Raw genomic sequence first — 25,059 nt, 5'->3', positions numbered from 1 at the left:
CTCAGGGACTGTCAATCGAGATTCGGGGGTTGTCAGGTCCTCTGCCCCATTTCGACCAGCCGGTTGTCCGGCAGCTCGAAATAGTCGGACGCCCGGCCCGCGTTGCGCTGCAGCCAGCCGAAGAGCGCGCGGCGCACGGGGTTCATGCCGGGCAGGTGCTCCTCCCCCACCGAGGCGCGCGAGACGAAGTAGGAGGTGGTCATCGAATCGATGGCCAGCGTCTTCTGGTAGGCCAGGATGCGGATGAACTCGGGCACGTCGGGCCGCTCCATGAAGCCGTGGCGCGCCGTGACCACCCAGATGCCGTCCATCAGCTGCTCGGCCTCGATGCGCTGCCGCGCGTCCACGCGCGGCGTGTCGCAGGCCAGCACCCGCAGCACGATCACCTGCTCGTGCAGCACCTGGTTGTGCTTGAGGTTGTGCAGCAGCGCGTGGGGCACGGCGGTGGCATCGGCGTTCAGGAATACGGCCGTGCCGCGCACGCGGTGCGGCATGTGGAGCGCCAGCGATTCGACGAAGGACTTGAGCGGCAGGCTTTCGGCCGCGGCCGCCTCCAGGCCCAGCCGGCGCCCCTTGGCCCAGGTGGTGAACAGCAGCATCACGGCCGCCGCCACCGCCAGCGTGAGCCAACCCCCTTCGGCGATCTTGAGGCTGTTGGCAAGCACGAAGGCCAGGTCCACGGCGGCGAAAGCCACCACCCCCACGACCACTGCCACCCTGTTCCACCGCCACAGCCCCCAGGCCACGACGCCCGCCAGCAGCGTGGTGGTCACCATCGTGATCGACACCGCGATGCCGTAGGCCGCCGACAGCGCCCCCGAGCTGCGAAAGCCCAGCACCAGCAGCAGCACGCCCGTCATCAGCATCCAGTTGACGACCGGCACGTAGATCTGGCCGATGGCCGAGCCCGAGGTCTGCACCACGCGCATGCGCGGCAGGTAGCCCATGCGCATGGCGTGGGCGGTGAGCGAGAACGCGCCCGAGATCACGGCCTGGGACGCGATGACGGTCGCCATCGCGGCCAGCACCACCATCGGCACCACGCCCCATGGAGGAAAGAGCCGGAAGAAGGGGTTGTCGACCGCCGCCGGCTGCGCCAGCACCAGCGCGCCCTGGCCGAAGTAGTTCAGCACCAGCCCGGGCAGCGCGATGAAGAGCCAGGCGAGGCGGATCGAGCGCGCGCCGAAATGGCCCATGTCGGCATACAGCGCCTCGCCGCCGGTAAAGGCAAGAAAGACCGCGCCCAGCACCGCCAGCGACTGCAGCCGGTGCTCGGCCAGGAAAGCGACAGCCCGGCGCGGATCGAGCCCCGCCAGCACCTGCGGATGCTGCAGCACCTGCCAGCCGCCCGCCAGGGCCAGCACCAGGAACCACAGCAGCATGACGGGCCCGAACACCTTGCCCACCGCGCCGGTGCCCTTGCGCTGCACCGCGAAGAGCCCGAGCAGGATCAGGATGGTGATCGGGATCACCACGCGCTGCAGCACCGGCGCCTGCACCTCCAGCCCCTCAACCGCCGACAGCACCGAGATGGCCGGCGTGATCAGGCTGTCGCCATAGAACATGGCCGCGCCGACCAGGCCGAGCCCCGCAATGACGTTCAACACCCAGGGCCGGGTCCGCGGGCCCGCCACCGCATTGCGCGCGAGCGCCTGCAGCGCCAGGATGCCGCCTTCGCCGTCGTGGTCGGCGCGCAGCACGAACACCACGTACTTGAGCGTGACCACGAACATCAGGCCCCAGAAGATCAGCGAGAGCAGGCCCAGCACCGCATCGGGCGTGAACGCCACGCCGTGCTCGGGATTGAGCGTTTCCTTGAAGGCGTAGAGCGGCGAGGTGCCGATGTCGCCGAAAACCACCCCCAGCGCCGCGATCATCAGGCCCGGCCCCGCCGCATGTGGCGCCTCGCCTGGCGCTGGACTCGGGACGGCGGGAGCCTGCGTGGGTGCATTCATGAATGAGAAGGAAGTGAGATGTTGGCGACGCCGCGAGCATAGTCCGCGCCGCGTGTCGCGGACAATCGCGGCGTGCCTGCACCACCCCATATTGCCGCGCCGCCGGCGCATTACGAGAATTTCCCCGTGGCCTCCTGGCTGTGCCCGCCGCATCTGCGGCCGCCGATTGCCGCGATCTACCATTTCGCGCGCACCGCGGACGACATCGCGGATGAAGGCGACGCCTCGCCCGGCCAGCGGCTGGCCGATCTTCGCGCCTACCGCGAGGAGCTGGCAGCCGCCGCGCACGGAGAGGTGGCGCCCTCCTCGCGCTGGCCCCAGGTGTTCGGCCCGCTCGCACACAGCATCGCGCAGTTCAAGCTTCCCGAACAACTGCTCGCCGACCTGCTGAGCGCCTTCATGCAGGACATCGAGAAGACCCGCGACGGCGGAACCTACGCCGACCGCGCCGAACTGCTCGACTACTGCCGCCGCTCCGCCAACCCGGTCGGCCGCCTGCTGCTGCATCTGTATGGCGTGAACGATGCGCAGGCGCTGGCGCAAAGCGACGCCATCTGCAGCGCGCTGCAACTCATCAATTTCTGGCAGGACCCGAGCGTGGACCTGCCGCGCGGCCGCTTCTACCCGCCGCTGGCCGATTGCGCACGGCGCGGCCTCACGCGCGAGAGCTTCAAGGTCTTCATGCCGCTGGCCGGCGCGCCGCCGCCGCAGGAAGCCATCAACCTGATCGCCGTCGAAAGCGCCTGGGCGCGGGAGCTGATGGCCGAAGGCGCGCCGCTGGTCCATCGCCTGCCGGGCCGCGCCGGCTGGGAGCTGCGCTTCGTCGTGCAGGGCGGTTTGCGCATTCTCGACAAGATCGAGGACCTGGGCTTCGACACCTTTTCGCAGCGCCCGAAAATAGGCAAGGCCGACGCTCCGCTGCTGGCCTGGCGCGCCCTTCGGATGCGGAGACAATTGCGGCCCATGAAAGCGCCCCTCCGATGACTCCCGAGCAATACGTACAGGACAAGGCCGCCGCCTCGGGCAGCAGTTTCTATTACGCCTTTCTGTTCCTTCCCAAGCCGCGGCGCGCCGCGATCACGGCCTTCTATGCCTTCTGCCGCGAGATCGACGACGTGGTCGACGAGGTCAGCGACCCCGGCGTGGCCGCGACCAAGCTCGCCTGGTGGCGCACCGAGGTGGCGCAGTCCTTTGCGGGACCGCCGCGCCACCCCGTGATGCAGGCGCTGGTGCCGCATGCCGCCACCTACGGCATCGAGCCCGCCCAGCTCAACGAGGTGATCGACGGCTGCCAGATGGACCTCGAGCAGACCCGCTACCTCGACTTTCCCGGCCTCGCGCGCTACTGCCACCTGGTGGCCGGCGTGGTGGGCGAAGTCGCTGCGCGCATCTTCGGCCAGACCGACCCGCAGACCACCGCCTATGCGCACAAGCTCGGGCTGGCGCTGCAGCTCACCAACATCATTCGCGACGTTGGCGAGGACGCGCTGCGCGGCCGCATCTACCTGCCCGTGAACGAACTGCAGAAATTCGACGTCAAGGCGCACGAGATCCTGAACCGCGTGCATTCGGAGCGCTTCGTCGCGCTCATGAAGTTCCAGGCCGAGCGCGCGCATGCGGCATACGACGAAGCCCTCGCCCTGCTGCCCGCCCCCGACCGCCGCGCCCAGAAGCCCGGCCTCATGATGGCCAGCATCTACCGCACGCTGCTGCGCGAGATCGAGCGCGACAACTTCCAGGTGCTGAACCAGCGCGTGAGCCTGACGCCGGTGCGCAAGTTCTGGCTGGCGTGGAAGGTTCAAGCCTTGGGGCGCATTTGAGAACAGCCATCGTGGGTGCCGGCTGGGCCGGCCTCGCCTGCGCCGTCGAAGCCACGCGGCTCGGCCATGCCGTGACGCTTTATGAAGCGGCGCACATGGCGGGCGGGCGCGCGCGGCGGGTCGACCACATGCACGGGCTGGTGCTCGACAACGGGCAGCACATCCTGATCGGCGCCTACGCCGCAACGCTCAGGCTGATGCGCGAAGTGGGCATCGATGCCGGCCAGGCGCTGCTGCGGCTGCCGCTCTCGCTGCGCTTTGCCGATGGCGGCGGCCTGAAGCTGCCGCGGCTGCCTGCACCGCTCGACCTGCTGGCCGGCATCTTCACGGCGCGTGGCTGGACGTGGCGGGACAAGTCCACGCTGCTGCGCACCGCCGTGCAATGGCGCCTCACCGGATTCCGCTGCGCCGCCGGCACCACCGTGGCCGCGCTCTGCACCGGCCTCACGCCGCGCGTGATGGAGGAGCTGATCGAGCCGCTGTGCGTGTCCGCCCTCAACACGCCGGTCGACCAGTCGAGCGGCGAGGTGTTCCTGCGCGTGCTGCACGACGCCCTCTTCAGCGGCAGCGGCGGCGCGGACCTGCTGCTGCCGCGCGTCGACCTGGGCGCGCTCTTTCCCGACGCGGCCCTGGCGTGGCTTGCGCAGCACGACGCAACGCTGCGCATCGGCACGCGCGTGCACGCCATCTCGCCCGAGGGCGCGGCATGGCGAGTCGACGGCGAGCGCTTCGACCACGTCGTTCTGGCGTGTGCGCCCTGGGACGCGGCTCGGCTCGTGCGCGCGTCCGGCGCGGCGGCGCAGCGCTGGTGCGAAAGCACCGAGGCGCTGCGCTTCGAGGCCATTGCCACGGTCTATGTGCGCGGCGCCTCGCCGCTTGCGGAGCCGATGCTGGCGCTGCGCAGCCATCCCGCCACCGCGCCGGCCCAGTTCGTGTTCGATCGCGGCCAGCTCGGCGGACCCGAAGGCGTGCTCGCCATGGTGGTGAGCGCGAACGAGACGCCGCGCGAAACGCTGGAGCAGCAGGCGCTTGCGCAAGCCGCCGTGCAGCTCGGCCAGGCGGCGCTGCACATCGTGCAGACCGTGGTCGAAAAGCGCGCCACCTTCGCCTGCACGCCTGCGCTCGCACGGCCGCCGATGCGCATCGCACCCGGCCTGCACGCCTGCGGCGACTACACCGAAGGCCCCTACCCTGCGACACTCGAAGGCGCGGTCCTGAGCGGACTGGCTGCCGCCAAGGCATCGACAACACCATGACCGAACTGCGCTACCTGGATTTCGACTACAGCGAAGACACCGAGGGCCACGGCACCTTCGATGCCATGGCCTCGACCGCGCCTGCAAGAACGCACGAAGTGCTGGCCGAGATCGCCCAGGTGCTGGCCTGGGCCGATGCCACCTTTCCCGATGCGCGCGGCGCGCTCGACGACGGGGCGGCCTGGGACTTCGACCTGCAGCAGACCCGCGAGGCGCCGGAGCTGGACACGGTGACCTTCTCGCTCAGCGGCACGCCAGATTTCTGCGCCGCGCTGCGCGCGCACTTCGGCCTGGACTGAGGCCTTCCCTGTTCCCACGGAAAGAACCATGGTCACCTGCTACCTGCGCTACATCGTCGATCCCTACAAGCTCAAGGAATTCGAGCACTACGGCAAGCTGTGGATTCCGCTGGTCGAGAAGTTCGGCGGCCAGCACCATGGCTACTTCCTGCCGTCGGAAGGCGCGAACAACGTGGCGCTCGCGATGTTCAGCTTTCCGAGCCTGGCCGCCTACGAGCAGTACCGCGCCGATTCGATGCAGGACGCCGACTGCCAGGCTGCCTTCAGGTACGCCGAGGACACCCGGTGCATCCTGAGCTACGAGCGCAGCTTCTTCCGGCCGGTCTTTTCGTAGTTCAGGCGCCGAGCGCCACGCACAGCGCGTGCAGGTTCGGCACGATCAGCTGGGGCCGCGCGCCATGCACCCACGGGCGCTCGTCGCGCACCAGCCAGGCCGCCTGCATGCCGGCGTTGAGCGCGCCGACCACGTCGAGCTCGGCGTCGTCGCCCACGTGCAGCACGTCCTTGGGCAACAGGCCGACCGATGCGGCCGCGGCGCGGAAGATCGGCGCATGCGGCTTGCCGCTGCCGAAGGCGCGCGCGTTGAACGCGGTGCGGAACCATCGGCCGACGCCGGTCTGGTGGATGTCCGCATTGCCGTTCGACACCGCCACCAGCGGATAGCGCTCGCTGAGCCACTTGAGGGCCGGCAGCGCGTCTTCGTAGAGCGTCACGCGCTGGCGTTCGGCAAAGAAGGCATCGAAGGCCGGATCGGCCAGCGCCGGGTCTTCGCCCGCGTGCCTGAGTGCCGCGCGGATCGACTCGCGGCGCAACGCACTCAGGTCGTGCGCCAGGTCGGAGCGCTCCTTGGCGGTGGCTTCGCGCAGCTCGCGCAAGACGCCCGGCGTCAGCAGCAGCGAGGCGGTCTTGGGTGCCTCGCGCAGCAGCCATTGCTGCAGCACGGTCTCGGCGCGCTCGATGGTCGGCCAGATCGGCCAGAGGGTGTCGTCCAGGTCGAGCGAGATCGCCGAGATGCGCTTGATGTCGAGGGGCGCGGCGCTTGCCGGCGCCGTGGAAGCGGAGGTCATGCCCGAGAATATCGCATGCCTCAAGACAACGGGAACCGCGGTTCCATCGACCCCCAGCGCGCCATCGAACGCACCGCCATCCTCTGGTGCAACCTGGGCTCGCCCGATGCCCCGACCGCGGCCGCCGTGCGGCCCTACCTGGCGGAGTTTCTCGGCGATCCGCGCGTGGTCGAGATTCCCAGGCTGCTCTGGGCGCTGATCCTGCACGGCATCATCCTGCGCGTGCGGCCCGCCAAATCGGCCGCCAAGTACGCGAGCATCTGGATGGCCGAGGGTTCGCCGCTGAAGGTGTGGACCCGCAAGCAGGCCACGCTGCTCGCCGGCTGGCTCGGCGAGCGCGGCCACCGCGTGGCGGTGCAGGACGCCATGCGCTACGCCAGCCCGTCGATCGCTTCGCGGCTCGATGCGCTGCAGGCCGAAGGCGCCACGCGCGTGCTGGTGCTGCAGGCCTATCCACAGTATTCGGCCACCACCACGGCCAGCGTGATCGATGCGGTGAACGACTGGGGCCGCGGCCAGCGCCGCATCCCGGAGTTCCGCTTCGTCAACCAGTACCACGACGATCCGGCCTACATCGAGGCACTGGCACTCGGCATCGAAGCGCACTGGAAGCGCGAGGGCCGCGGCGAGCTGCTGCTGATGAGCTTCCACGGCATTCCGGTGCGCAACATCGCGCTTGGCGATCCCTACCAGGCCCAGTGCCTCGAAACCGCGCGCCTGCTCGCGGCGCGGCTGGGCCTTGCGGCGACGGGATACCGCGTCACCTTCCAGTCGCGTTTCGGCCGCGCCAAGTGGCTCGAGCCCTACACCGAGCCGACCCTGCGCGAGCTCGGCGCAAGCGGCGTGAAGCGTGTCGACGTGGTCTGCCCAGGCTTTCCGGCCGACTGCCTCGAGACGCTCGAAGAAATTGCCATGGAGGGCCGTGAAGCCTTCCTGCATGCGGGCGGCCAGACCTTCAGCTACATCCCCTGCCTCAATGACAGCCCGGCATGGATCACCGCGCTGGGGGGCATTGCCGAGCGCAACCTGGCGGGCTGGCCCACCCGGCCCGCCGCCAGCGCTCAGAGCTTGCCCAGATAGTCCATCTTGCCGATCGGCATGCCCTTGTGGCGCAGCACGTCGTAGGCGGTGGTCACATGGAAGAAGAAGTTGGGCAGCGCGAACTGCAGCAGGTAGCGCTGCGCGGTGAAATGCGCCTCGCCCTCGCGCGTCTTGATGGTCACGGCGCGCTCCTCCTGGCCATCGACCAGCGTGCGTTCCACGGTCGCGAGGAACTCCTGCGTCTTCGCGATGCGGGCCAGCAGATCGTCGTAGGTCTTTTCCTCGTCGGGAAAGCTCGGCGCCGTGATGCCCGCGATGCGCGCCACGCCGAGCTTCGCGGCATCGCTCGCGCGCTGGATCTGGCCGGCCAGCGTGAGCATGTCCGGTGCCAGCCTCGCGTCCACCAGCGTGGCCGGATCGATGTCGTTGGCCCTGGCGTGCGCCAGGCTCTTCTCGAGCAGGTGGGTCAGCTGGCCGAGTCCGCGGGAGAAGACCGGCACGGAAAGGTCGTACATCGAAAGCGCCATGGCGTGGATCCTTGTGGTTGGAAATCGGCGGCGATTGTCTCGCCGACGCGCGCCTAGCGGCCGGCGGACCGGATAAACCCTTCGATCAGCTGCAGTTGTTCGGGCACGTTGAGCGCGGGTGCGTGGCCGCACCCCTGGATTTCGACCACCTTCAGCAGTCCGGCGGCGCCCGGCCCCCGCTGCTGCATCTGCTGTGTCACCTCGGGCAGCACCAGGTCCGACTCGGCACCGCGCAGGCACAGCACCGGCGCCTCGATCACGTCGTAGTGCGGCCAGATCAGGTAGTCGTTGTCGTGCGCGCTGAACTGCCGGACCATCGCCGGGTCGTAATGCGGCGTCACGCGGCCGTCGGGCAGGCGGCGCGTGGAGCTTTCGGTCAGGCGGCGCCACTGCGCATCGCTGAGCCAGCCATAGGGCTTGTAGACCGTGCGGAAGAACGCCTCCAGCTCGGCCACCGTGCCGAAGGCGGGCGGCTCGCCGGCATAGGCGCGGATGCGCTCGATGGCCGCCTGCGCGAGCTGCGGCGCGTTGTCGTTGAGCGTGAGGCTCGCAATGCGCGCCTTCATGCGCGGCTCGAACAGGCCCGACGCGCAGACCGTGCCGATGGCGCCGCCCATCGAGGTGCCGACCCAATGCACGCGGTCCAGCCGCAACTCGTCGCACAGCGCACCGGCCATGCGCGCATAGAACGAGAGCTGGTACTCCTCGTCGGGCAGCGGGCTCCACTGGCTCAGGCCCCGGCCGATGGTGTCGGGGCAGATCACGCGGAAGCCGCGCGCGGCAAAGTGCTGCGCCAGCTCGTCCATGTCGCGGCAGGTGCGCGCAAGGCCGTGCCAGGCAATGACGACCGGCGCGTCCGGTGCGCCCCAGTCGAGCCAATGGATCTCGCGGTCCGCGAGCTGCGCGTAGTGGGAAGACGGAACCGGAAGATCGCTGCTCATCGCGCGGCCCTCGCCCGAAGCTTGCCGACGATGCCGGTCGGAAAGTAATAGACCGAGAGCACGAACAGCACGCCCAGCCACAGCAGCCAGCGGTCGGGCGACAACAACGCCGCGAGCCATGGCAGCCCGCTCGCGGCCTCGCTGCCCACGCGCAGCAGGTCCTGCAGGTAACTCTGCGCCACCACGAACAGCACCGCGCCAATGGCCGCGCCGTAGATCGTGCCCATGCCGCCGATCACCACGATCAGCAGCACGTCGATCATGATCTCGAAGCTCAGCGAGGTGTCGGGCCCGTTGTAGCGCAGCCAGATCGCGAGCATGGCGCCGGCCAGCGTGGCAAAGAGTGCCGATAGCACGGCCGCCGTGGTGCGGTACACCACCACGCGGTAGCCGATGGCCTCGGCGCGGAATTCGTTCTCGCGGATGGCCTGCAGCACGCGGCCGAAGGGCGAATTCACGATGCGCAGCAGCGCGAGCACCAGCACCACCGCAGCCACGAAGAGCAGGTAGTAGCACAGCAGCCGGCCATCGAGCGAGACGCCGAGGAAAGGGTCTTCGGAGAACTCGAAGCTCGGCGAGATCAGCTCGGGCAGCTTGAAGGTCAGGCCGTCCTCGCCGCCGGTGAAGTCCGACAGCTGCGAGGCCAGCGTCTGGAAGGCCGAGGCCACCGCCAGCGTGATCATCGCGAAGAAGATCGCGCGCACCCTGAGCGAGAACAGCCCGATGGCGAACGAGAGCACCAGCGAGACCGCGAGCGATGCCGCGAGCCCGAGCAGCACCGCGCCCCAATTGGGCCCGAGCCGCGACGCCGAGATGGCAATGCCATAGGCGCCGATGCCGAAGAACATGGTGTGCGCGAAGCTCACGATGCCGGTGTAGCCCAGGAGCAGGTCGAAGCTCGCGACCAGCACCACGAACACCAGGACCTTGGCCGCCACGCTGAGCGCCTTCACGCCCGGGAAGATGAACGGCGCCAACGCCAGCGCGATGAACAGCGCCACCAGCAGCAGCGCCAGCAGGCGGCTTCGGGGCATGTCGTTGGAGAGAAGTCGTTTCAGGAACATGGCAGCTTCTTCTTTCTCAACGATTCGCCACCGGGTACACGCCCTGCGGGCGCCACAGCAGCACCGCCACCATCAGCAGGATGCTCGCGAACTGCGTGAGCGTGGGCAGCAGGAAGCCGATGTAGTTGGTCATGAGCCCCACCAGCAGCGCGCCAATGAGCGCGCCGCCCGTCGAGCCGAGCCCGCCGATGATGATCACGATGAAGATCAGCACGTTGACCTGCGCGCCCATCTGCGGCACCAGGTTCTGCTGGAACAGCCCCCACATCACGCCGCCCAGGCCCGCCAGCGCACTGCCCACCACGAATACGCCGACGAACAGCCGGCCGATGCGGTAGCCCAGCGACTCGACCATCTCGCGGTCCTGCACGCCGGCGCGGATCAGGAGGCCGATCTTGGTGCGCGCGAGCGTCCATGCGAGCAGCCCGAACACCACCACGCCCACCGCCACCGCGAGCAGCCGGTACTTGCTGATGGCCGCGTCCGCCACGAACAGCGAGCCGCGCAGCGCCTCGGGCAGCGGCAGCGGGATTTGCGCCGGGCCCCAGATCACCTTGATGAGCTCCTCGCCGATGATCATGCCGCCCATGGTGATGAGGATCTGCTTCAGGTGCTGGCCGTACACCGGCCGCACGATGAAGCGCTCGAACGCAAGGCCGACCGCGCTGGCCACCACCATGGCGACCAGCATCGCGGGGAACACGGCAACGAGGTTGCGCCACAGCTCGCCCGAACCGGTCCAGTCGCCCATCAGGCCGAGCACGCTGCTGGCCACGAAGGCGCCGAGCGCAATGAACACGCCGTGGCCGAAGTTGAGCACGTCCATCAGCCCGAACACCAGCGTGAGGCCCGAGGCGATGATGAAGATGATCATGCCCATCGCCAGCCCCGCGACCGTGAGCGTGAGCCAGGTCGAGAACGAGCCCGTGAGCGGCAGCGCGGCCAGCGCGAGGATCGGGGCGAGAAGCAGCGGCTTCCAGTCGAAGTCGAGTGCTTTCATTTCTGCGCTTTCCTTTCTTGCTCCCTCTCCCTCCGGGAGAGGGTTGGGGTGAGGGCCAGCAGCACCGATGTGAGGGCATGGCCTTTGCGCAGGCCGCCTGCCCTCACCCTGGCCCTCTCCCGCAAGCGGGAGAGGGGACAAGACATCGAATACGTCATAGCGCGAGACCCAATAAAGATTGCTGCAATTGCGCGTCCGCGGAAAACGCCGCCATCGAGCCGCTGTGCACCACGCGGCCGTTGTCCATCACCGCGACGTTGTCGCCCAGGCGCTGGGCGAAGTTGATGTTCTGCTCCACCAGCAGGATCGTCACGCCGCTGGCCTTGAGCTCGGCGAAGGCGTCGATCATGTTGTTGATCATCACGGGCGCCAGGCCCTTGCTGGGCTCGTCGATCAGCAGCAGCTCGCGCGGCTCGACGATCGCGCGCGACACCGCGAGCATCTGCTTCTGCCCGCCCGAGAGCTTGCCGGCCGGATGGTTCCAGAACTTCTCCACCGCGGGAAAGAGCTTGAAGATCCACTTGAGGCGCGTGTCGTCGATCTGCGCCGCGTTCTTGGCCCCGCGCGCGGCCAGCAGCATGTTCTCCTTCACCGTGAGGTCGGAGAAGATGCCCATGTTCTCGGGCACGTAGGCAATGCCGAGTTCGGCGATCTGCGGCGTGTGCATCGCAGCGATGTCCTTGTCGCCAAAGCGCACCCGGCCCTCTGACGCATGCCACAGGCCCATGATGGTCCGAAGCGTGGTCGTCTTGCCCGCGCCGTTGCGGCCCAGCAGCATGGTGAGCTGGCCGCGCGGCACCGCCAGGTCGACGCCGTGGAGGATGTGGTACGCCCCGATGTGCGTGTGCACGCCTTCGAGGGTCAGCAGGTTCTGAGTGCTCATCGGTCTTGCTCCTTCCCCTTCCGGGGGAAGGTTGGGATGGGGGCGAGCGGCGCTTGGAAGGCGGCGGCGGTGTCAGGGCCGCGAGCCCCCACCCCTGCCCTCCCCCGGGAGGGGAGGGAGAAATTCGTCAGGGCTGTCTTCATGCCGCAGCCTCCTTCGCAATGCCCAGGTAGGCTTCCTGCACCACCGGCGAGGCAATCACCTCCGCCGGTTCGCCATCCGCCACCAGCGTGCCGTTGTGCAGCACGATGATGCGGTCCGCGAGTTCGCGCACCACGTCCATCTTGTGTTCGACCAGGAGAATGGTCTTGGTCTTGTCCTGCTTGAGCCTGCGGATCAGGTCCAGGATGACCGGCGCCTCGGCCGCGTTCATGCCGGCCGTGGGCTCGTCGAACATGAAGACCTTGGGTTCGAGCGCCATCAGCAGCGCCACCTCGAGCTTGCGCTGGTCGCCGTGCGGCAGGCTCGCCACCGTCGCGTGCTCGCGCGACTTCAGCGCCACGTCCGCGAGGATCTGGTCGGCGCGCTCGGTCAGTGCCTTGTGGTCGCTCCAGATGCTCCAGAGGTTGAGGCCGCGCCGGTGCGCGCCCTCCCGCGTGGCCTGCACCGCGAGGCGCACGTTCTCCAGCACCGTGAGGTTCGGGAACAGGTTGGTGAGCTGGAAGGCCCGCCCCAGCCCCGCGTGCGTGCGCGCTGACGGCGACAGGCCCGACAGCAGCTGCCCGTCGAGCGACACCGTGCCCGCGCTCGCCTTGAGCTGGCCCGAGATCAGGTTGAAGTAGGTGGTCTTGCCCGCGCCGTTGGGGCCGACGATGGCCGTCAGCGTGCCCGGCGCGAAGGCGCAGCTCACGCCGTTGACGGCCACGTGCCCGCCGAAGCGGATGGTCAGGTCTTTGGTCTCAAGCATCGTGGGTCATGGCAAATAAGAAAGGTAGTGCGGATCGGCCTCAGCAGGTGCCGATCACGTAGTAGTTGGGCCCGGTCTGCTTGAGCGTGGTGGTCACGTAGACGTTCCACAGGCCCATCGACTGGCCCGAGCCATAGGCATAGGTAAGGCCCCACAGCGCGTAGGCGCGGCCCGCCACGGTGTGCGCGTAGTTGCTGGCGGTGTAGCAGGTTCCGCCGCCACCGCTGCCAGCGAGCGTGGTGCCCGTGGCCGCGGCCGACATCGCGCCTTGCGCATTGCCGGCGTCCAGCGCCGCCACGGTCCAGCTGTAGGTGGTGGACGGGGCCAGGCCGGTGTCGGTGTAGTTGGTGCCGGCCACCGGCGCCGCGTTGACCTTGCTGCCGCCGCGGTAGACGTTGTAGCCGCTCGCACCCGTGACGCCGGCCCAGCCGATCACCATGCTGCTGCTGGTCGCGCCCGAGGTGCCCACGCCGGTGGGCGCGGGCAGCGACGAGCCGCCGCCGGAGCCGGTCACGCGGTCGACCATGGCCTTGAGCGCCGCCATCTGCGGGCCCGACTTCTTTGCGTAGTTCGCGTTGTCGTAGCCCCACCAGTCCCAGCAGCTGTTGGTGGCGCCGGTGCTGGTCTGCGGGTAGATCAGCACGATGTTGTTGGTGTCGGCCCAGCGGTTGTAGCCGGTCTTCTTCACGTACTGGTCGCCCACGTCGGTGTAGTTCTGCTTGCAGCCATGCAGCACCAGGTGCACGCGGCATGACGCGGTGGTGCAGGCCTGCGGCACGTAGATCCAGCCGGTGGCCGCCACGCCGTGGCCGGTGATGAATTCCGACTGGTTGAACTCGGTGAAGCTGCCGCCCAGCGTGCCGTTGTTGCGCGGGTTCAGCGGACCGTAGAGCTGCGTGAGGATCTCGCCCGCCAGGTCGAAGCCGCAGTTGTTGATGTAGGGCGCGGCGGTGGTGCCGCAGGCGCCGCCGTAGTCGTCGGTGACCATCGCGTGGCCGGCGCCGATGTTGTTCCTGTAGACCGTGTTGGCCGCGGGCACGAAGCTCTGGTAGTAGGTCTTGAGGTCGTCCATCACCGCGGTCTTGACGGTGTTGTCCGAAGTGCCCGAGAACAGGTACACCTTCGAGCTCGCCATGTTCGACACCGGGTCGATCGCGCCACTGGCGGCCCAGCTGTTGGTGGTGCTGACCAGTGTCGACACCGGAATGCTGCTGCCGTGCGCCATGCAGCGGCCGGTGGCGTTGAGCACCGAGCCCTCTGCGCAGTAGTACGGCCCGCCGGCCACCACGCCGGCACCGCGCTTGAAGGTGGCCGAATAGGCCACGTGCAATTGCACGGCCATGAAGCCGCCCGCCGACAGGCCGGACACGCTCACCTCCGCCGGGTTGGCGCCGAGCGACGGCAATGGCACCGCCGCCGTCGCGGCCTGCCCTGCCGCCATCGTGATCGCCGCAGCCGCGGCCCATCCCTTCCAGTTTTTCCATCGCATCGCTGCCATCGCTGTCTCCTTCTGTTGCAGGTCTATCGAACGCTTGCTGGATTGCTGACGAATCGGCCGCTGGGCGCGCAGGCTGGCGCTTCGCCCGGCGGCCATGCCGGGGCGAATTCGCACGAATTGAAAGGGCGAGCCCTACCTCTTGTTCTTGATGGGAATGTCCATCTCTTCAGGCTTGATCTCGCGCACGAGCTCCGGCACGCCCCAGGCGAAGGCCGGGTCGGCCTTGATCTTGAAGTGGTACATCGACTGCATCGCCTGGTGGTCTTCCTTGCGGAAGGTCATCTTGCCCTTGGGCGTGTCGAAGCTCATGCCTTCCATGGCGCCGATGAGCTTGTTGGTGCCGGTGTCGCCGCCCGTCTTCTTGAGCGCTGTGACCACCGCCATTGCGGCCGAGAAGCCGCCGGCCGTGAAGAAGTCCGGCGGTGCCTTGAACTGCTTGTAGTGCGCGGCCACCAGCGCCTCGTTGACGGGGTTCTTCGGGATGCCGAAGTAGTAGTACGTAGCGCCTTCCATGCCCGGGAAACGCTTGTACGCAGTCATGGCGGGCAGAATATTGCCGCCCGTGGCCACGTCGATGTTGTAGCGCTTCTTCAGCTCGGCATCGGCCAGCGCGTTGAAAGGGGTGGTGGCGCCCGCCCACACCACGGCGATCACCTTGCGGCCGGGCTTGTCCTTCAGCGCATCGACCATGCGCTGAATGCCCGCGGTGAAGTCGGTTGTGGCTGGCGGCAGATATTCCTCGTGGACGATCTTGGTCTTCTTCAGCGCGTCCTTGAATGCCTTCACGCCATCGCGGCCAAAGGCCCAGTCCTGCGCCAGCATGACCATGGAGATGTCGCTCGCGTCGGCGGCCACCGCGTTGCTGATCGCGTCCTGGCTCGAATTGCGTCCGGTGCGGAAGATGTACTTGTTCCACTTGTCGCCGGTGATCGAGTCGGCCACCGCGGGCTCCACGACCAGGATCTTCTTGTATTCCTCGGCCACCGGCAGCATGGCCAGCGCCACGCCCGAAGCCGTGGGGCCCACGGCCAGCGCGGCCTTGTCGTCGGAGTACGCGGCGGCGAGCAGCGACTTGCCCAGGTCGGGCTTGCCCTGGTCGTCCTTCTCGATGACCACGAGCTTCTTGCCGTTGACCATCATCGTGCCGCCGGTGGCGTAGTCCAGGCCCATCATCAGGCCGGTCTGGGTCTGCTTGCCGTAGGCCTCGAGCGGACCGGTCTTGCTGTAGATGTGGGCGATGCGGATTTCGTTGGACTGGGCCCAGGCGGGGGCTGCGGCGGCGCCGGCGGCGAGTGCAGCCAGGGCGACGAGGTGGCGACGGTTCATTCTGTGTCTCCTGAAATAGGTGACTGAATATTGCACACTTCGTGCCATCTGCTAACCCCTTGATACCAAACGCTTCTTCATTGGGAAGATGCGCCTTTCGACTGAATTCAGAACACTTGGAGTGTATGAATTTCAATCAACTGTCTATTTATCGGTCAGGGTTTTCTCGGAGGCCTGGCGCGCCGCGATCCAGCTCTGGAACTGGCGTTCGGCCTGCATGCGGAACTCGTTGCGCGCATGGTTGCAGGCGGCATGCGCGAGCCGGCGGTGCTTCTGCGATCGCACGCCGCCGAGCGTCGAATCGACCAGGTGCTCGATGGTCGCGGACTCGGGCCTGCCGTGCGGCTCGTCGAAGTCCATGGCCAGGCCGCACCAATGGCAGTTGGGGCCGAAGGTGGAACGCAGGGCACGCACGCTCACGGGTTCGCTCGCTCCGGGCCGATGCGGCGCGCGAGGCTCGGCGGCTTCACGCCGGCCGCTCCTGGTTCGTCATGCGCTCGTAGAGCGTGGCGCGCGAAATGCCGAGCAGCCTCGACGTGGCCAGCTTGTTGCCGCCGGTGGCCGTGAGCGCCGCGGCAATCGCCTTGCGCTCCAGCTCGGCCACCTGCTGCGCGAGCGGCCGCAGCAGCAGCGCCTCTTCGTCGGCGTCGTGCGCGCTCTGCAGCGTGGCGGGCAATTCGATCTGCTCCAGCCCGGCTTCGCGCAGGATGCGCTCGAGCTGCGCGGCGTCGATGCGCTGCGAGTCGCTGCGCATCGTGACCTGCTCCAGCACGTTGCGCAGCTCGCGGATGTTGCCGCGCCAGTGCTGGCCGGCCAGCAGCGCGAGCGCATCGGGCGTGAGCTCGGGCGGCGCTTCGCCGCTGCGCAGCGCCATGTCTTCGCCCAGCGCTTCGACCAGCGCCGGAATGTCGCTGCGCCGCTCGCGCAGCGGCGGCACGCGCAAGGGCAGCACGTTGAGGCGGTAGTACAGGTCTTCGCGGAACTGGCCGCGGCGCACCAGCTCGGGCAGGTCGCGCGAGGTGGCGGCGATCACGCGCGCATCGAAGGGCACCAGCTTGTTGGAGCCGAGCGGCTCGATCTCGCCCTCCTGCAATGCGCGCAGCAGCTTGGCCTGCAGGCCGAGCGGCATGTCGCCGATCTCGTCGAGGAACAGGCTGCCGCCGTCGGCCAGCTTGAACTTGCCCTCGCGCCCTCGCCTGTCGGCGCCGGTGAAGGCACCCGGCGCGAAGCCGAAGAACTCGGCCTCCAGCAAGGTGTCCGGCACGGCCGCGATGTTGACGCTGACGAACTGCCCCTTGGCCCGCGCCGAGGCCGCATGGATGGCATGTGCGAGCAGTTCCTTGCCGGTGCCCGTTTCGCCCAGCAGCAGCACCGGGCTCGCGGACTGCGCGGCGCGCCGCGCATGGCGCTTGACCTCCACCGCGGCCGGGCTGCTGCCGATGAAGCTGGCAAAGGTGTACTTGGAGCGGCGCTGCCCGTCGGCGGCGTGCTGGTAGAGCGGGTTGTTGCGCTGGGTGGCGAGCTCGCGCCGCGCGTCGTCGAGGTCGCGCTGCAGCAGCGCGAACTTGCTGATGAGCGGCTGCAGCGTGGTCTCGGGCTGGTCGAACAGCACGATGCCGATGGCGCCGATGACTTCTCCCGCCCGCCCCGCGCGCCCGTCGCTTTCGGCGCGCAGCGGGATGCGGCTGACCACGAAGGTGCCCGCCTTGTTGTCGAGCAGGTCGACCAGGATCGGCTCGCCGGTCTCGAGCACGCGCCGCATCTGCGTGTTGGGAATGACGTCCTCGACCATGTGTCCGAGGAACTGGTCGATCGAGGAAAAGCCCAGCGCCGGCAGGAAGCGGCGATAGCCTTCGTTGACCCACACGATGCGCCCGCTGCGGTCCACCAGGAACATGCCCTGGCTGATGCTCGAGAACAGATGGAACATCGAGCGCGCGGCCAGCGCAAGGATGCCTTCGGCATCCAGAGGCAGGGCGGGCGATGCGGCGGCGGGCGGAACGGCGGACATGGGCGGATCGTAGCGCGCCTCATTCGGCCGCTCGCCGGGGCCGCTTGCGGCGGCATCGATGCGGCCGGCGGAAATGCGTCAAAAGCACATTCGCCGCCCATGCGAAGAAAGCCCTCATCCCGCCATAAGTAAATCAAACGTTTGATTTGCTGCATGGTCTAATCGCCGGCATGAGCGCCTCCGCCCTGCAAGCACTTTCCGCCCGCGCACCGCGCAGCGACGGCGTCGAAGCACGCCAGCGCCTGCTCTACGCCGCCCTCGCGCTGTTCGCCGCCAATGGCTTCGCCAAGACCTCGACCCGCGAGATCGCGCGCGCCGCGGGCGTGAACATCTCGGCCATCAGCTACTACTTCGGCGACAAGGCCGGGCTGTATGCCGCCACCTTCGGCGAGCCGATGGGCGGCAATGCGGGCGATTTCATCTCGCTCTATGCCGCGCCCGAGCTGCCGCTGGAAGAGGCGCTGCAGATCTTCTTCACGCGCATGATCGAGCCGCTCAAGCAGGGAGAGATCGTGCGCCAGTGCATCCAGCTGCACCTGCGCGAAATGCTCGAGCCGACCAGCCAGTGGGCCGAGGAGATGGAGCGCGACATCAAGGGTCCGCACAATGCCATTGCGCGCATCCTGTGCCGGCGCCTGGGCCTCGCGCGGCCCGACGACGACGTGCACCGCCTGAGCTTTGCCATCACGGGCCTGGCGATGCAGCTTTTCGTGAGCCAGGACCTCGTCGAGGCGATACGCCCCTCCCTGCTGAACACGCCGCGCAGCGTGGACACCTGGGCGCAGCGCCTCACGGGCTATGCCGTTGCACTGGTCGAGGCCGAAGCCCTGCGCCGCCAAACCGCCGCCAAGCCCGCGGCCGCGCCCGCCCGTTCCGGGAGAAAGAAGACATGAGACGACTCCGATCGATTGCCGCCCTTGGCCTGGCGCTGGGCCTGGGTCTCGGCCTTGCGGGCTGCGGCCTGACGCGTCCGCCGGCCGCGGTCGAGGCGCCCTTCCCGGCCCAATGGCATGCACCGCTGCCGCACGGCGGTTCGCTGGCATCGTTGGCCGACTGGTGGCGCCAGCTGGACGATCCGCTGCTGGTCGAGCTGATTGCCGCGGCCGAGGCCGCAAGCCCCAATCTCGCCAGCGCCGCGGCGCGCGTGGCCGAGGCGCGTTCGACGCGCGTGCAGGCCGGCGCGGCGCTGCTGCCCAACCTGGACGCTACGGCATCAGCCAGCCGCGGCGTCTCGGGCTCCTCCTTCGGCTCGGGGGGCGCGGCTTCCTCGTCCAGCAGCAGCACGGCTGCCATCGCGCCGCTGACCACGCTACAGGCCGGCCTGCAGTCCAAATGGGAAATCGACCTGTTCGGCCGCCTGCGTGCCGACCGCGATTCGGCCGAGCAGAAGCTGAGCAGCGCCACCGCCAAGTGGCACGAGGCCCGCGTGGCCGTCGCGGCCGAAACGGCCAACGCGTACTTCGCCGAACGTGCCTGCCAGCAGCAGCTGCGCGTGTCCGAGTCCGACGCCAAGTCGCGCGGCGAAACCGCACGCCTCACCGACCTGTCGGCGCGCGCCGGTTTCACCGCGCCGGCCGATGCCGCGCTCGCACGCGCCAGCGCCTCGGACGCCTCGGGCCGCCTGACCCAGCAGCGCGCGGTGTGCGCGGTGCAGCGCAAGGCGCTGGTGGCGCTCAGCGGCATCGACGAACCCACGCTTGAACGCAAGCTCGCCGCCTCGCCCGCGCAGCGCACGCTGCCCGCGGTTGGCAGCATCGCCAGCGTGCCGGCCGAGGCGATCTCGCAGCGGCCCGACGTGTACGCAGCCGAACTCGGCGTGGCGTCGGCCAGCGCCGACGTGGGCTCCGCCGAGGCCGAGCGCTATCCCAGGCTCAGCATCTCGGGTTCGATCGGCCGCATGCAGATCCGCACCAGCGGCTTCCGCGAGTCGCTCGACACCTGGACGATCGGACCGGTGTCGCTCACCGTGCCGCTGCTCGACGGCGGTGCCCGTGCGGCCAACAGCGACGCGGCCAAGGCGCGCTACACCGAGGCCGTGTCGCTCTACCGCGCGAACGTGCGGCAGGCGGTGCGCGAGGTGGAGGAAGCGCTGGTCAACCTCGAGGCCACCGATGCGCGCGCAGCCGATGCCGATGCGGCGGTGAAGAACTACCAGGCCTCGTTCGACGCCACCCAGGCGCGCTACCAAAGCGGCCTGGCCAGCCTGTTCGAGCTCGAGGATTCACGCCGTACGCTCTTTGCCGCGCAGACCGCGCGCGTCTCGCTGCAGCGCGAGCGCACCGAAGCCTGGGTGGCGCTGTACCGCTCCATGGGCGGCGGCTGGACCCGCCCCGAATCGCCCTCAATGACTTCCAACCCGGCCGCCAAGGTCGCGACGTCGCCATGAAAAGAATCAAACGCTCCACCCTTGCCATCGCGCTGCTGGCGCTGGTCGTCATCATCGCCGCGGCCGTGTGGCTGACCCGCAAGCCCGCGAACGAAGCCGGCACGCCGGCCGCCGCCGCCAAGGGCAAGGCCGCCACGCCCGCCTCCCGGCCGACGCTGACCGTGACCGTGGCCAAACCCGAAGCCACCGAGCTGACCCTCACGCTCGCGGCCAACGGCAACGTGGCGGCCTGGCAGGAGGCCAGCGTGGGCTCCGAGTCCAGCGGCCTCCGGCTTGCCGAGGTGCGCGTGAACGTGGGCGACGTGGTCAAGAAGGGCCAGCTGCTGGCCGTGTTCTCGCCCGAGACGGTGCGCGCGGACATTGCGCAATCGCGCGCCTCGCTCGCCGAGGCCAGGGCCACCGCGGCCGATGCCGCGGGCAACGCGGCGCGCGCCCGCACGCTGCAGGCCACCGGCGCACTGAGCCAGCAGCAGATCAACCAGTACCAGACGGCCGAGCAGACCGCCAAGGCGCGCGTCGAGGCCGCCGAAGCCGTGCTCGCGGCGCAGGAAGTGCGCGGCCGCAACACGCAGGTGCTGGCGCCCGACGACGGCGTGATCTCCTCTCGCACCGCCACGGTCGGCAGCGTGGTGGCCGCCGGCACCGAGCTGTTCCGCCTGATCCGCCAGGGCCGGCTCGAATGGCGCGCCGAAGTCACCTCGGCCGAGCTCAGCCGCATTGCCGTGGGCACCACCGCCTTCGTGGTGAGCGCGAGCGGCGCGCAGGTGCGCGGCAAGGTGCGCAGCATCGCGCCCACGGTCGATCCGCAGACCCGCGCGGCGCTGGTCTATGTCGACCTGCCGAACGTGCAGCAGAACACCGGCATCAAGGCCGGCATGTTCGCGCGCGGCGAATTCGAACTGGGGCGCAGCTCCGCACCCACCGTGCCGCAGAGCTCCATCGTTCCGCGCGACGGCTTCAACAACGTCTTCGTGCTGCAGCCCGACAACCGCGTGGTGCAGTTGAAGGTGCAGACCGGCCGCCGCGTCGGCGAGCGCGTGGAGATCACCAGCGCGCTGCCCGAGGGCGCGCAGATCGTGGTGCAGGGCGCAGGCTTTTTGAACGACGGCGACCTGGTACGCGTGGTGGCGCCGCCGGCGCCGGCAGCCGCAGGCGCCCGGCCCGCCGCAGCGCCGGCCTCGGCTGCCGCGGGTGGCCAGGGCAACGGCGAAACGAGGGCACGCCCATGAACGTCTCCGCCTGGTCCATCCGCAACCCGATTCCGGCGGTGATGCTGTTCGTGCTGCTCTCCTTCGGCGGGCTGCTGTCCTTCAACGCCATGAAGGTGCAGAACTTTCCGGACATCGACCTGCCGACCGTGACGGTCTCGGCCTCGCTGCCCGGCGCCGCGCCTTCGCAGCTGGAGACCGACGTCGCGCGCAAGCTCGAGAACTCCATTGCCACGGTGCAGGGCCTCAAGCACATCACCACCAAGGTGCAGGACGGCGCCGCCACGCTGATCGTCGAGTTCCGCCTCGAGAAGCCGGTGCAGGAAGCCGTGGACGACGTGCGCTCCGCAGTGCAACGCGTGCGCGCCGACCTGCCGGCCGACGTGCGCGACCCGGTGGTCACCAAGCTCGACTTCGCGGCGCAGCCGGTGCTGGCCTTCACCATCGCCTCGTCGCGCATGGACGCCGAGGCGCTGAGCTGGTTCGTGGACAACGACATCACCAAGAAGCTGCTCGCGCTGCCCGGCGTGGGCGCAGTGAACCGCGTGGGCGGCGTCACGCGCCAGGTGCACGTCGACCTCGATCCGGCCAAGCTGCAGGCGCTGGGCGCGTCGGCGGCCGACATCTCGCGCCAGCTGCGCCAGGTGCAGACCGAAAGCGCGGGCGGCCGCATCGACCTGGGCGGCAGCGAGCAGCCGGTGCGCACCCTGGCCACCGTGCAGTCGGCCGACCAGCTGGCCGACATGCAGATCGCGCTTTCCGACGGCCGCCGCATCCGGCTCGACCAGGTGGCGCGCATCAGCGACACCATCGCCGAGCCGCGCGCCGCGGCGCTGCTCAACGGCAAGCCGGTGGTCGGCTTCGAGGTGGCGCGCAGCCGCGGCGCGAGCGAGGTCGAGGTGGGCCGCGCGATCCAGAAGGCGCTGGCCGAGCTGCGCGCGCAGCGCCCCGACATCGAGCTGACCGAGGCATTCAATTTCGTCGAGCCGGTGGAAGAAGAGTACGAAGGCTCGCTGCACCTGCTGTACGAGGGTGCGATCCTGGCCGTGATCGTGGTGTGGCTGTTCCTGCGCGACTGGCGCGCCACTTTCGTCTCGGCCGTGGCGCTGCCCATGTCCGTGATACCGGCCTTCATCGGCATGCACCTGCTGGGCTTTTCGGTCAACGTGATCTCGCTGCTCGCGCTCTCGCTGGTGGTCGGCATATTGGTGGACGATGCCATCGTGGAAGTGGAGAACATCGTGCGCCACCTGCGCATGGGCAAGTCGCCCTACGAGGCGGCCATGGAGGCGGCCGACGAGATCGGGCTGGCGGTGATCGCCACCACCTTCACGCTGATCGCGGTGTTCCTGCCCACCGCCTTCATGAGCGGCGTGGCCGGCAAGTTCTTCAAGCAGTTCGGCTGGACGGCCTCGCTGGCGGTGTTCGCTTCGCTGGTGGTGGCGCGGGTGCTCACACCGATGATGGCGGCCTACATCCTCAAGCCCGTGGTGGGCGCCGAAAAGGAGCCGCGCTGGCTCACGGCCTACATGCGCGCCGTGGAATGGAGCACGCACCACCGCTTCAAGACGATGGTGCTCGCCACCCTGTTCTTCTTCGGTTCGCTGGCGATGATTCCGCTGCTGAAGACCGGCTTCATTCCGCCCGACGACAACTCGCAGACGCAGATCTACCTGTCGCTCGCGCCCGGCTCCACGCTTGCGCAGACCACCGCGGCCGCGGAGGAAACGCGCCACCGCGTGATGAAGATCGACCATGTGCGCAGCGTCTACACCACCGTGGCCGGCGGCAGCGCGGGCGGCGATCCGTTCGCCAACTTCGGCACGCCCGAGACGCGCAAGGCCACGCTCACCATCAAGCTCGACGAGCGCGGCGACCGGCCGCGCAAGCAGGTGATCGAGAACCAGATCCGCGCCGCGCTCGAAACGCTGCCCGGCGTGCGCAGCACCGTGGGCCTGGGCGGCTCGGGCGAAAAATACATCCTCGCGCTCACGGGTGAAGACCCCGCCGCGCTGGCCAGCGCCGCCAGCGCAGTCGAGAAAGACCTGCGCACGGTGCCCGGCCTCGGCAACATCACTTCCACCGCAAGCCTGATCCGCCCCGAGATCGCCGTGCGCCCCGACTTCGCGCGCGCCGCCGACCTGGGCGTGACCAGCTCGGCCATCGCCGAGACGCTGCGCGTGGCCACGCTGGGCGACTACGACCAGGCGCTGGCCAAGCTCAACCTCGCGCAGCGGCAGGTGCCCATCGTGGTGAAGCTGGAGGACTCGGCGCGGCAGAACCTCGACCTGCTCGGCCGCCTCTCGGTGCCCGGCGCGCGCGGCCCGGTCATGCTGAGCCAGGTGGCCTCGCTCACGATGGAAGGCGGCCCCGCCGTCATCGACCGCTACGACCGCTCGCGCAACGTCAACTTCGAGATCGAGCTGTCGGGCGTGGGCCTGGGCGATGCCAAGACCGCGGTTACGGCGCTGCCCTCGATCCAGAAGCTGCCGCCCGGCGTGCGCGTGACCGAAGTGGGCGACGCCGAGGTGATGACCGAGCTGTTCAACAGCTTCGGCCTTGCGATGCTGACAGGCGTGCTGTGCATCTACATCGTGCTGGTGCTGCTGTTCAAGGACTTCCTGCATCCGGTGACGATCCTCTGCGCACTGCCGCTGGCGCTCGGCGGCGCCTTCGTGGGCCTCCTGATCGGGCAGAAGGCGCTGTCGATGCCGTCGCTGATCGGCCTGATCATGCTGATGGGCATTGCCACCAAGAACTCGATCCTGCTGGTGGAATACGCCATCGTGGCGCGCCGCGACCACGGCATGAGCCGCTGGGACGCGCTGCGCGACGCCTGCCACAAGCGCGCGCGGCCCATCATCATGACCACGCTGGCCATGGGCGCCGGCATGCTGCCGATTGCGGTGGGCCTTGGCACCGCGGATTCAAGCTTCCGCTCGCCGATGGCGATGGCGGTGATCGGCGGGTTGATCACTTCCACGGTGCTGAGCCTGCTGGTGGTGCCGGCGGTGTTCACTTATGTGGACGACATCGAGCACTGGATGCGGCGGACGGTGCGCAAGCTGCGGGGGCTGCCGGCTGATCCGCATATTGATGATGATCTGGTGGAGCGGACGGCTGGTTGATTCTTTGAGTTTTGCTTGGGGGTTGTTTTCCGGGGCCGGGTCTCGCCCCGGCGGGCGACCTACTTTTCTTTGCTTCGCCAAAGAAACGTAGGCAAAAGAAAGGCGACCCTACTGTCTGCGTCCCTCCGCTTCGCTACGGGCAACCTGCGGTGCTCGATTCCGGCGGGGGTCCGCAGAACTCGCTTCGCTCAAACAGCTGCGGCCCTGATCCCGCCTCCATCTGCGCTCCTCGGCGCATACAGAAGGGGTGGGAGCGGGCGGCCTTCGCTTCGCTCGGCCCAATACCAAGAGCCCAACTCAATACCAACCACCGCGGCGCTGCGCGCCGCAGTGGCTTGGTGGCCGAGCGAAGCAAAGGCCCGTGTGGTTCGCCCTCCCCTCTGTATGCGCCGAGGAGCGCAGCGTTTCGCGGATCAGGGCTCGCCCTTGTTTGAGCGAAGCGAGTTTGGGCGAGACCCCGCGAAACGCGAGCACCGCAGGTTGCCCGCAGCGAAGCGGAGGGTCGCAGACAGTGGGGTCGCCTTTTCTTTGGCTACTTTCTTTTGGCGAAGTGTATGGACCGGGGACCTGGGTAACAGGTGTGCGGGGACATAGGAAACACTTTCGAGGTCGAGACGACCGAGGAAGCGGCCCATGCCCTGGCAACCGAGAGACCTGATGGACACCAAACGCGAATTCCTGGAACTGGCCTTGCAAGAAGGAGCCAACCGCCGCGAACTGTGCCGGCGCTTTGGCATCAGCC

At 68.6% G+C, this 25,059-nt stretch carries 22 protein-coding genes; 10 read left to right on the top strand and 12 right to left on the bottom strand.

Annotation, left to right across the window (positions count from 1 at the left end):
• Positions 1-32: 32 nt before the first annotated feature.
• Complete coding sequence (locus tag AC1DMS_RS30675) at positions 33-1,877, bottom strand: potassium transporter Kup (RefSeq protein WP_012747616.1); 1,845 nt, start codon at positions 1,875-1,877, stop codon at positions 33-35.
• A 204-nt stretch (positions 1,878-2,081) separates the two neighbouring features.
• Here AC1DMS_RS30675 and hpnC point away from each other — a divergent pair, with 204 nt between their 5' ends.
• From hpnC to AC1DMS_RS30650, 5 genes are read left to right on the top strand one after another with little or no spacing between them, the layout of a single operon-like run.
• Complete coding sequence (gene hpnC, locus AC1DMS_RS30670; protein WP_012747615.1) at positions 2,082-2,939, top strand: squalene synthase HpnC; 858 nt, start codon at positions 2,082-2,084, stop codon at positions 2,937-2,939.
• Complete coding sequence (gene hpnD, locus AC1DMS_RS30665) at positions 2,936-3,775, top strand: presqualene diphosphate synthase HpnD (protein WP_012747614.1); 840 nt, start codon at positions 2,936-2,938, stop codon at positions 3,773-3,775. Before hpnC ends, hpnD begins: the two co-directional genes overlap by 4 nt.
• Positions 3,772-5,031 (top strand): hydroxysqualene dehydroxylase HpnE, encoded by a 1,260-nt coding sequence (gene hpnE / locus AC1DMS_RS30660; protein WP_041945508.1) that lies wholly within the window; start codon positions 3,772-3,774, stop codon positions 5,029-5,031. The genes hpnD and hpnE overlap by 4 nt, the downstream gene beginning before the upstream one ends.
• Entirely contained in the window at positions 5,028-5,330 is a 303-nt protein-coding gene (locus AC1DMS_RS30655; protein ID WP_012747612.1) for a hypothetical protein, read from the top strand. The genes hpnE and AC1DMS_RS30655 overlap by 4 nt, the downstream gene beginning before the upstream one ends.
• Positions 5,331-5,358: 28 nt before the next feature.
• The gene (locus AC1DMS_RS30650; protein WP_012747611.1) at positions 5,359-5,664 is read left to right on the top strand and encodes an NIPSNAP family protein; all 306 of its coding nucleotides are present in this window, start codon (positions 5,359-5,361) and stop codon (positions 5,662-5,664) included.
• A 1-nt stretch (position 5,665) separates the two neighbouring features.
• Here AC1DMS_RS30650 and AC1DMS_RS30645 read toward each other — a convergent pair whose 3' ends face one another.
• Positions 5,666-6,397, bottom strand: a complete 732-nt coding sequence (locus AC1DMS_RS30645) for an HAD family hydrolase (protein ID WP_012747610.1) — start codon at positions 6,395-6,397, stop codon at positions 5,666-5,668.
• A 15-nt stretch (positions 6,398-6,412) separates the two neighbouring features.
• Between AC1DMS_RS30645 and hemH the strand changes: the two genes are divergently transcribed.
• Positions 6,413-7,477 (top strand): ferrochelatase, encoded by a 1,065-nt coding sequence (gene hemH / locus AC1DMS_RS30640; protein WP_012747534.1) that lies wholly within the window; start codon positions 6,413-6,415, stop codon positions 7,475-7,477.
• Here the strand turns inward: hemH and AC1DMS_RS30635 are convergent.
• The 10 genes from AC1DMS_RS30635 to AC1DMS_RS30590 all read right to left on the bottom strand — a co-directional run bounded on the left by AC1DMS_RS30635 (position 7,459) and on the right by AC1DMS_RS30590 (position 17,595).
• The gene (locus AC1DMS_RS30635; RefSeq protein WP_012747533.1) at positions 7,459-7,965 is read right to left on the bottom strand and encodes a DUF1993 domain-containing protein; all 507 of its coding nucleotides are present in this window, start codon (positions 7,963-7,965) and stop codon (positions 7,459-7,461) included. The two genes, hemH and AC1DMS_RS30635, sit on opposite strands and share 19 nt — an antisense overlap.
• Positions 7,966-8,018: 53 nt before the next feature.
• On the bottom strand, positions 8,019-8,906 hold the full coding sequence (locus AC1DMS_RS30630; RefSeq protein WP_012747532.1) for an alpha/beta fold hydrolase: 888 nt from the start codon (positions 8,904-8,906) through the stop codon (positions 8,019-8,021).
• The gene (locus tag AC1DMS_RS30625; protein ID WP_012747531.1) at positions 8,903-9,970 is read right to left on the bottom strand and encodes a branched-chain amino acid ABC transporter permease; all 1,068 of its coding nucleotides are present in this window, start codon (positions 9,968-9,970) and stop codon (positions 8,903-8,905) included. The genes AC1DMS_RS30630 and AC1DMS_RS30625 overlap by 4 nt, the downstream gene beginning before the upstream one ends.
• A gap of 16 nt (positions 9,971-9,986) precedes the next feature.
• On the bottom strand, positions 9,987-10,970 hold the full coding sequence (locus tag AC1DMS_RS30620) for a branched-chain amino acid ABC transporter permease (RefSeq protein ID WP_012747530.1): 984 nt from the start codon (positions 10,968-10,970) through the stop codon (positions 9,987-9,989).
• A 154-nt stretch (positions 10,971-11,124) separates the two neighbouring features.
• Complete coding sequence (locus AC1DMS_RS30615) at positions 11,125-11,853, bottom strand: ABC transporter ATP-binding protein (protein WP_012747529.1); 729 nt, start codon at positions 11,851-11,853, stop codon at positions 11,125-11,127.
• Positions 11,854-11,992: 139 nt separating this feature from the next.
• Entirely contained in the window at positions 11,993-12,760 is a 768-nt protein-coding gene (locus tag AC1DMS_RS30610; protein ID WP_012747527.1) for an ABC transporter ATP-binding protein, read from the bottom strand.
• Between the two features lie 40 nt (positions 12,761-12,800).
• On the bottom strand, positions 12,801-14,258 hold the full coding sequence (locus AC1DMS_RS30605; protein ID WP_012747526.1) for an extracellular catalytic domain type 2 short-chain-length polyhydroxyalkanoate depolymerase: 1,458 nt from the start codon (positions 14,256-14,258) through the stop codon (positions 12,801-12,803).
• 132 nt (positions 14,259-14,390) lie between these two features.
• Positions 14,391-15,584, bottom strand: coding sequence for a substrate-binding domain-containing protein (locus AC1DMS_RS30600; protein ID WP_012747525.1), 1,194 nt, complete (start codon positions 15,582-15,584; stop codon positions 14,391-14,393).
• Positions 15,585-15,728: 144 nt separating this feature from the next.
• The gene (locus AC1DMS_RS30595; RefSeq protein WP_041945495.1) at positions 15,729-16,004 is read right to left on the bottom strand and encodes a hypothetical protein; all 276 of its coding nucleotides are present in this window, start codon (positions 16,002-16,004) and stop codon (positions 15,729-15,731) included.
• Positions 16,005-16,050: 46 nt separating this feature from the next.
• Positions 16,051-17,595: a sigma-54-dependent Fis family transcriptional regulator gene (locus AC1DMS_RS30590; RefSeq protein WP_012747524.1), complete on the bottom strand. Its 1,545-nt coding sequence runs from the start codon at positions 17,593-17,595 to the stop codon at positions 16,051-16,053.
• Between the two features lie 170 nt (positions 17,596-17,765).
• Between AC1DMS_RS30590 and AC1DMS_RS30585 the strand changes: the two genes are divergently transcribed.
• The 4 genes from AC1DMS_RS30585 to AC1DMS_RS30570 are packed head-to-tail and all read left to right on the top strand — an operon-like array spanning position 17,766 to position 24,317.
• Entirely contained in the window at positions 17,766-18,488 is a 723-nt protein-coding gene (locus AC1DMS_RS30585; RefSeq protein ID WP_012747523.1) for a CerR family C-terminal domain-containing protein, read from the top strand.
• Complete coding sequence (locus tag AC1DMS_RS30580; protein WP_012747522.1) at positions 18,485-19,981, top strand: efflux transporter outer membrane subunit; 1,497 nt, start codon at positions 18,485-18,487, stop codon at positions 19,979-19,981. The genes AC1DMS_RS30585 and AC1DMS_RS30580 overlap by 4 nt, the downstream gene beginning before the upstream one ends.
• Positions 19,978-21,210 carry an efflux RND transporter periplasmic adaptor subunit gene (locus AC1DMS_RS30575; RefSeq protein ID WP_012747521.1) on the top strand — a complete coding sequence of 411 codons (1,233 nt, stop codon included), beginning with the start codon at positions 19,978-19,980 and terminating at the stop codon, positions 21,208-21,210. The genes AC1DMS_RS30580 and AC1DMS_RS30575 overlap by 4 nt, the downstream gene beginning before the upstream one ends.
• Complete coding sequence (locus AC1DMS_RS30570) at positions 21,207-24,317, top strand: efflux RND transporter permease subunit (protein WP_012747520.1); 3,111 nt, start codon at positions 21,207-21,209, stop codon at positions 24,315-24,317. Before AC1DMS_RS30575 ends, AC1DMS_RS30570 begins: the two co-directional genes overlap by 4 nt.
• The last annotated feature ends 742 nt before the right edge of the window (positions 24,318-25,059 follow it).

The organism is Variovorax sp. 05T418, assembly GCF_056396385.1.
Note: the sequence above shows the minus strand (reverse complement) of the source record. Positions and strands in the feature narration are given on the sequence as shown.

Excerpts from the sequence above, each read along its gene's own strand:
- AC1DMS_RS30675 (WP_012747616.1), bottom strand. The coding sequence starts at position 1,877 with ATGATCGCGGCGCTGGGGGTGGTTTTCGGCGACATCGGCACCTCGCCG.
- hpnD (WP_012747614.1), top strand. The coding sequence starts at position 2,936 with ATGACTCCCGAGCAATACGTACAGGACAAGGCCGCCGCCTCGGGCAGC.
- AC1DMS_RS30655 (WP_012747612.1), top strand. The coding sequence starts at position 5,028 with ATGACCGAACTGCGCTACCTGGATTTCGACTACAGCGAAGACACCGAG.
- AC1DMS_RS30650 (WP_012747611.1), top strand. The coding sequence starts at position 5,359 with ATGGTCACCTGCTACCTGCGCTACATCGTCGATCCCTACAAGCTCAAG.
- AC1DMS_RS30645 (WP_012747610.1), bottom strand. The coding sequence starts at position 6,397 with ATGACCTCCGCTTCCACGGCGCCGGCAAGCGCCGCGCCCCTCGACATC.
- hemH (WP_012747534.1), top strand. The coding sequence starts at position 6,413 with ATGCCTCAAGACAACGGGAACCGCGGTTCCATCGACCCCCAGCGCGCC.
- AC1DMS_RS30635 (WP_012747533.1), bottom strand. The coding sequence starts at position 7,965 with ATGGCGCTTTCGATGTACGACCTTTCCGTGCCGGTCTTCTCCCGCGGA.
- AC1DMS_RS30630 (WP_012747532.1), bottom strand. The coding sequence starts at position 8,906 with ATGAGCAGCGATCTTCCGGTTCCGTCTTCCCACTACGCGCAGCTCGCG.
- AC1DMS_RS30625 (WP_012747531.1), bottom strand. The coding sequence starts at position 9,970 with ATGTTCCTGAAACGACTTCTCTCCAACGACATGCCCCGAAGCCGCCTG.
- AC1DMS_RS30620 (WP_012747530.1), bottom strand. The coding sequence starts at position 10,970 with ATGAAAGCACTCGACTTCGACTGGAAGCCGCTGCTTCTCGCCCCGATC.
- AC1DMS_RS30615 (WP_012747529.1), bottom strand. The coding sequence starts at position 11,853 with ATGAGCACTCAGAACCTGCTGACCCTCGAAGGCGTGCACACGCACATC.
- AC1DMS_RS30610 (WP_012747527.1), bottom strand. The coding sequence starts at position 12,760 with ATGCTTGAGACCAAAGACCTGACCATCCGCTTCGGCGGGCACGTGGCC.
- AC1DMS_RS30605 (WP_012747526.1), bottom strand. The coding sequence starts at position 14,258 with ATGGCAGCGATGCGATGGAAAAACTGGAAGGGATGGGCCGCGGCTGCG.
- AC1DMS_RS30600 (WP_012747525.1), bottom strand. The coding sequence starts at position 15,584 with ATGAACCGTCGCCACCTCGTCGCCCTGGCTGCACTCGCCGCCGGCGCC.
- AC1DMS_RS30590 (WP_012747524.1), bottom strand. The coding sequence starts at position 17,595 with ATGTCCGCCGTTCCGCCCGCCGCCGCATCGCCCGCCCTGCCTCTGGAT.
- AC1DMS_RS30585 (WP_012747523.1), top strand. The coding sequence starts at position 17,766 with ATGAGCGCCTCCGCCCTGCAAGCACTTTCCGCCCGCGCACCGCGCAGC.
- AC1DMS_RS30580 (WP_012747522.1), top strand. The coding sequence starts at position 18,485 with ATGAGACGACTCCGATCGATTGCCGCCCTTGGCCTGGCGCTGGGCCTG.
- AC1DMS_RS30575 (WP_012747521.1), top strand. The coding sequence starts at position 19,978 with ATGAAAAGAATCAAACGCTCCACCCTTGCCATCGCGCTGCTGGCGCTG.
- AC1DMS_RS30570 (WP_012747520.1), top strand. The coding sequence starts at position 21,207 with ATGAACGTCTCCGCCTGGTCCATCCGCAACCCGATTCCGGCGGTGATG.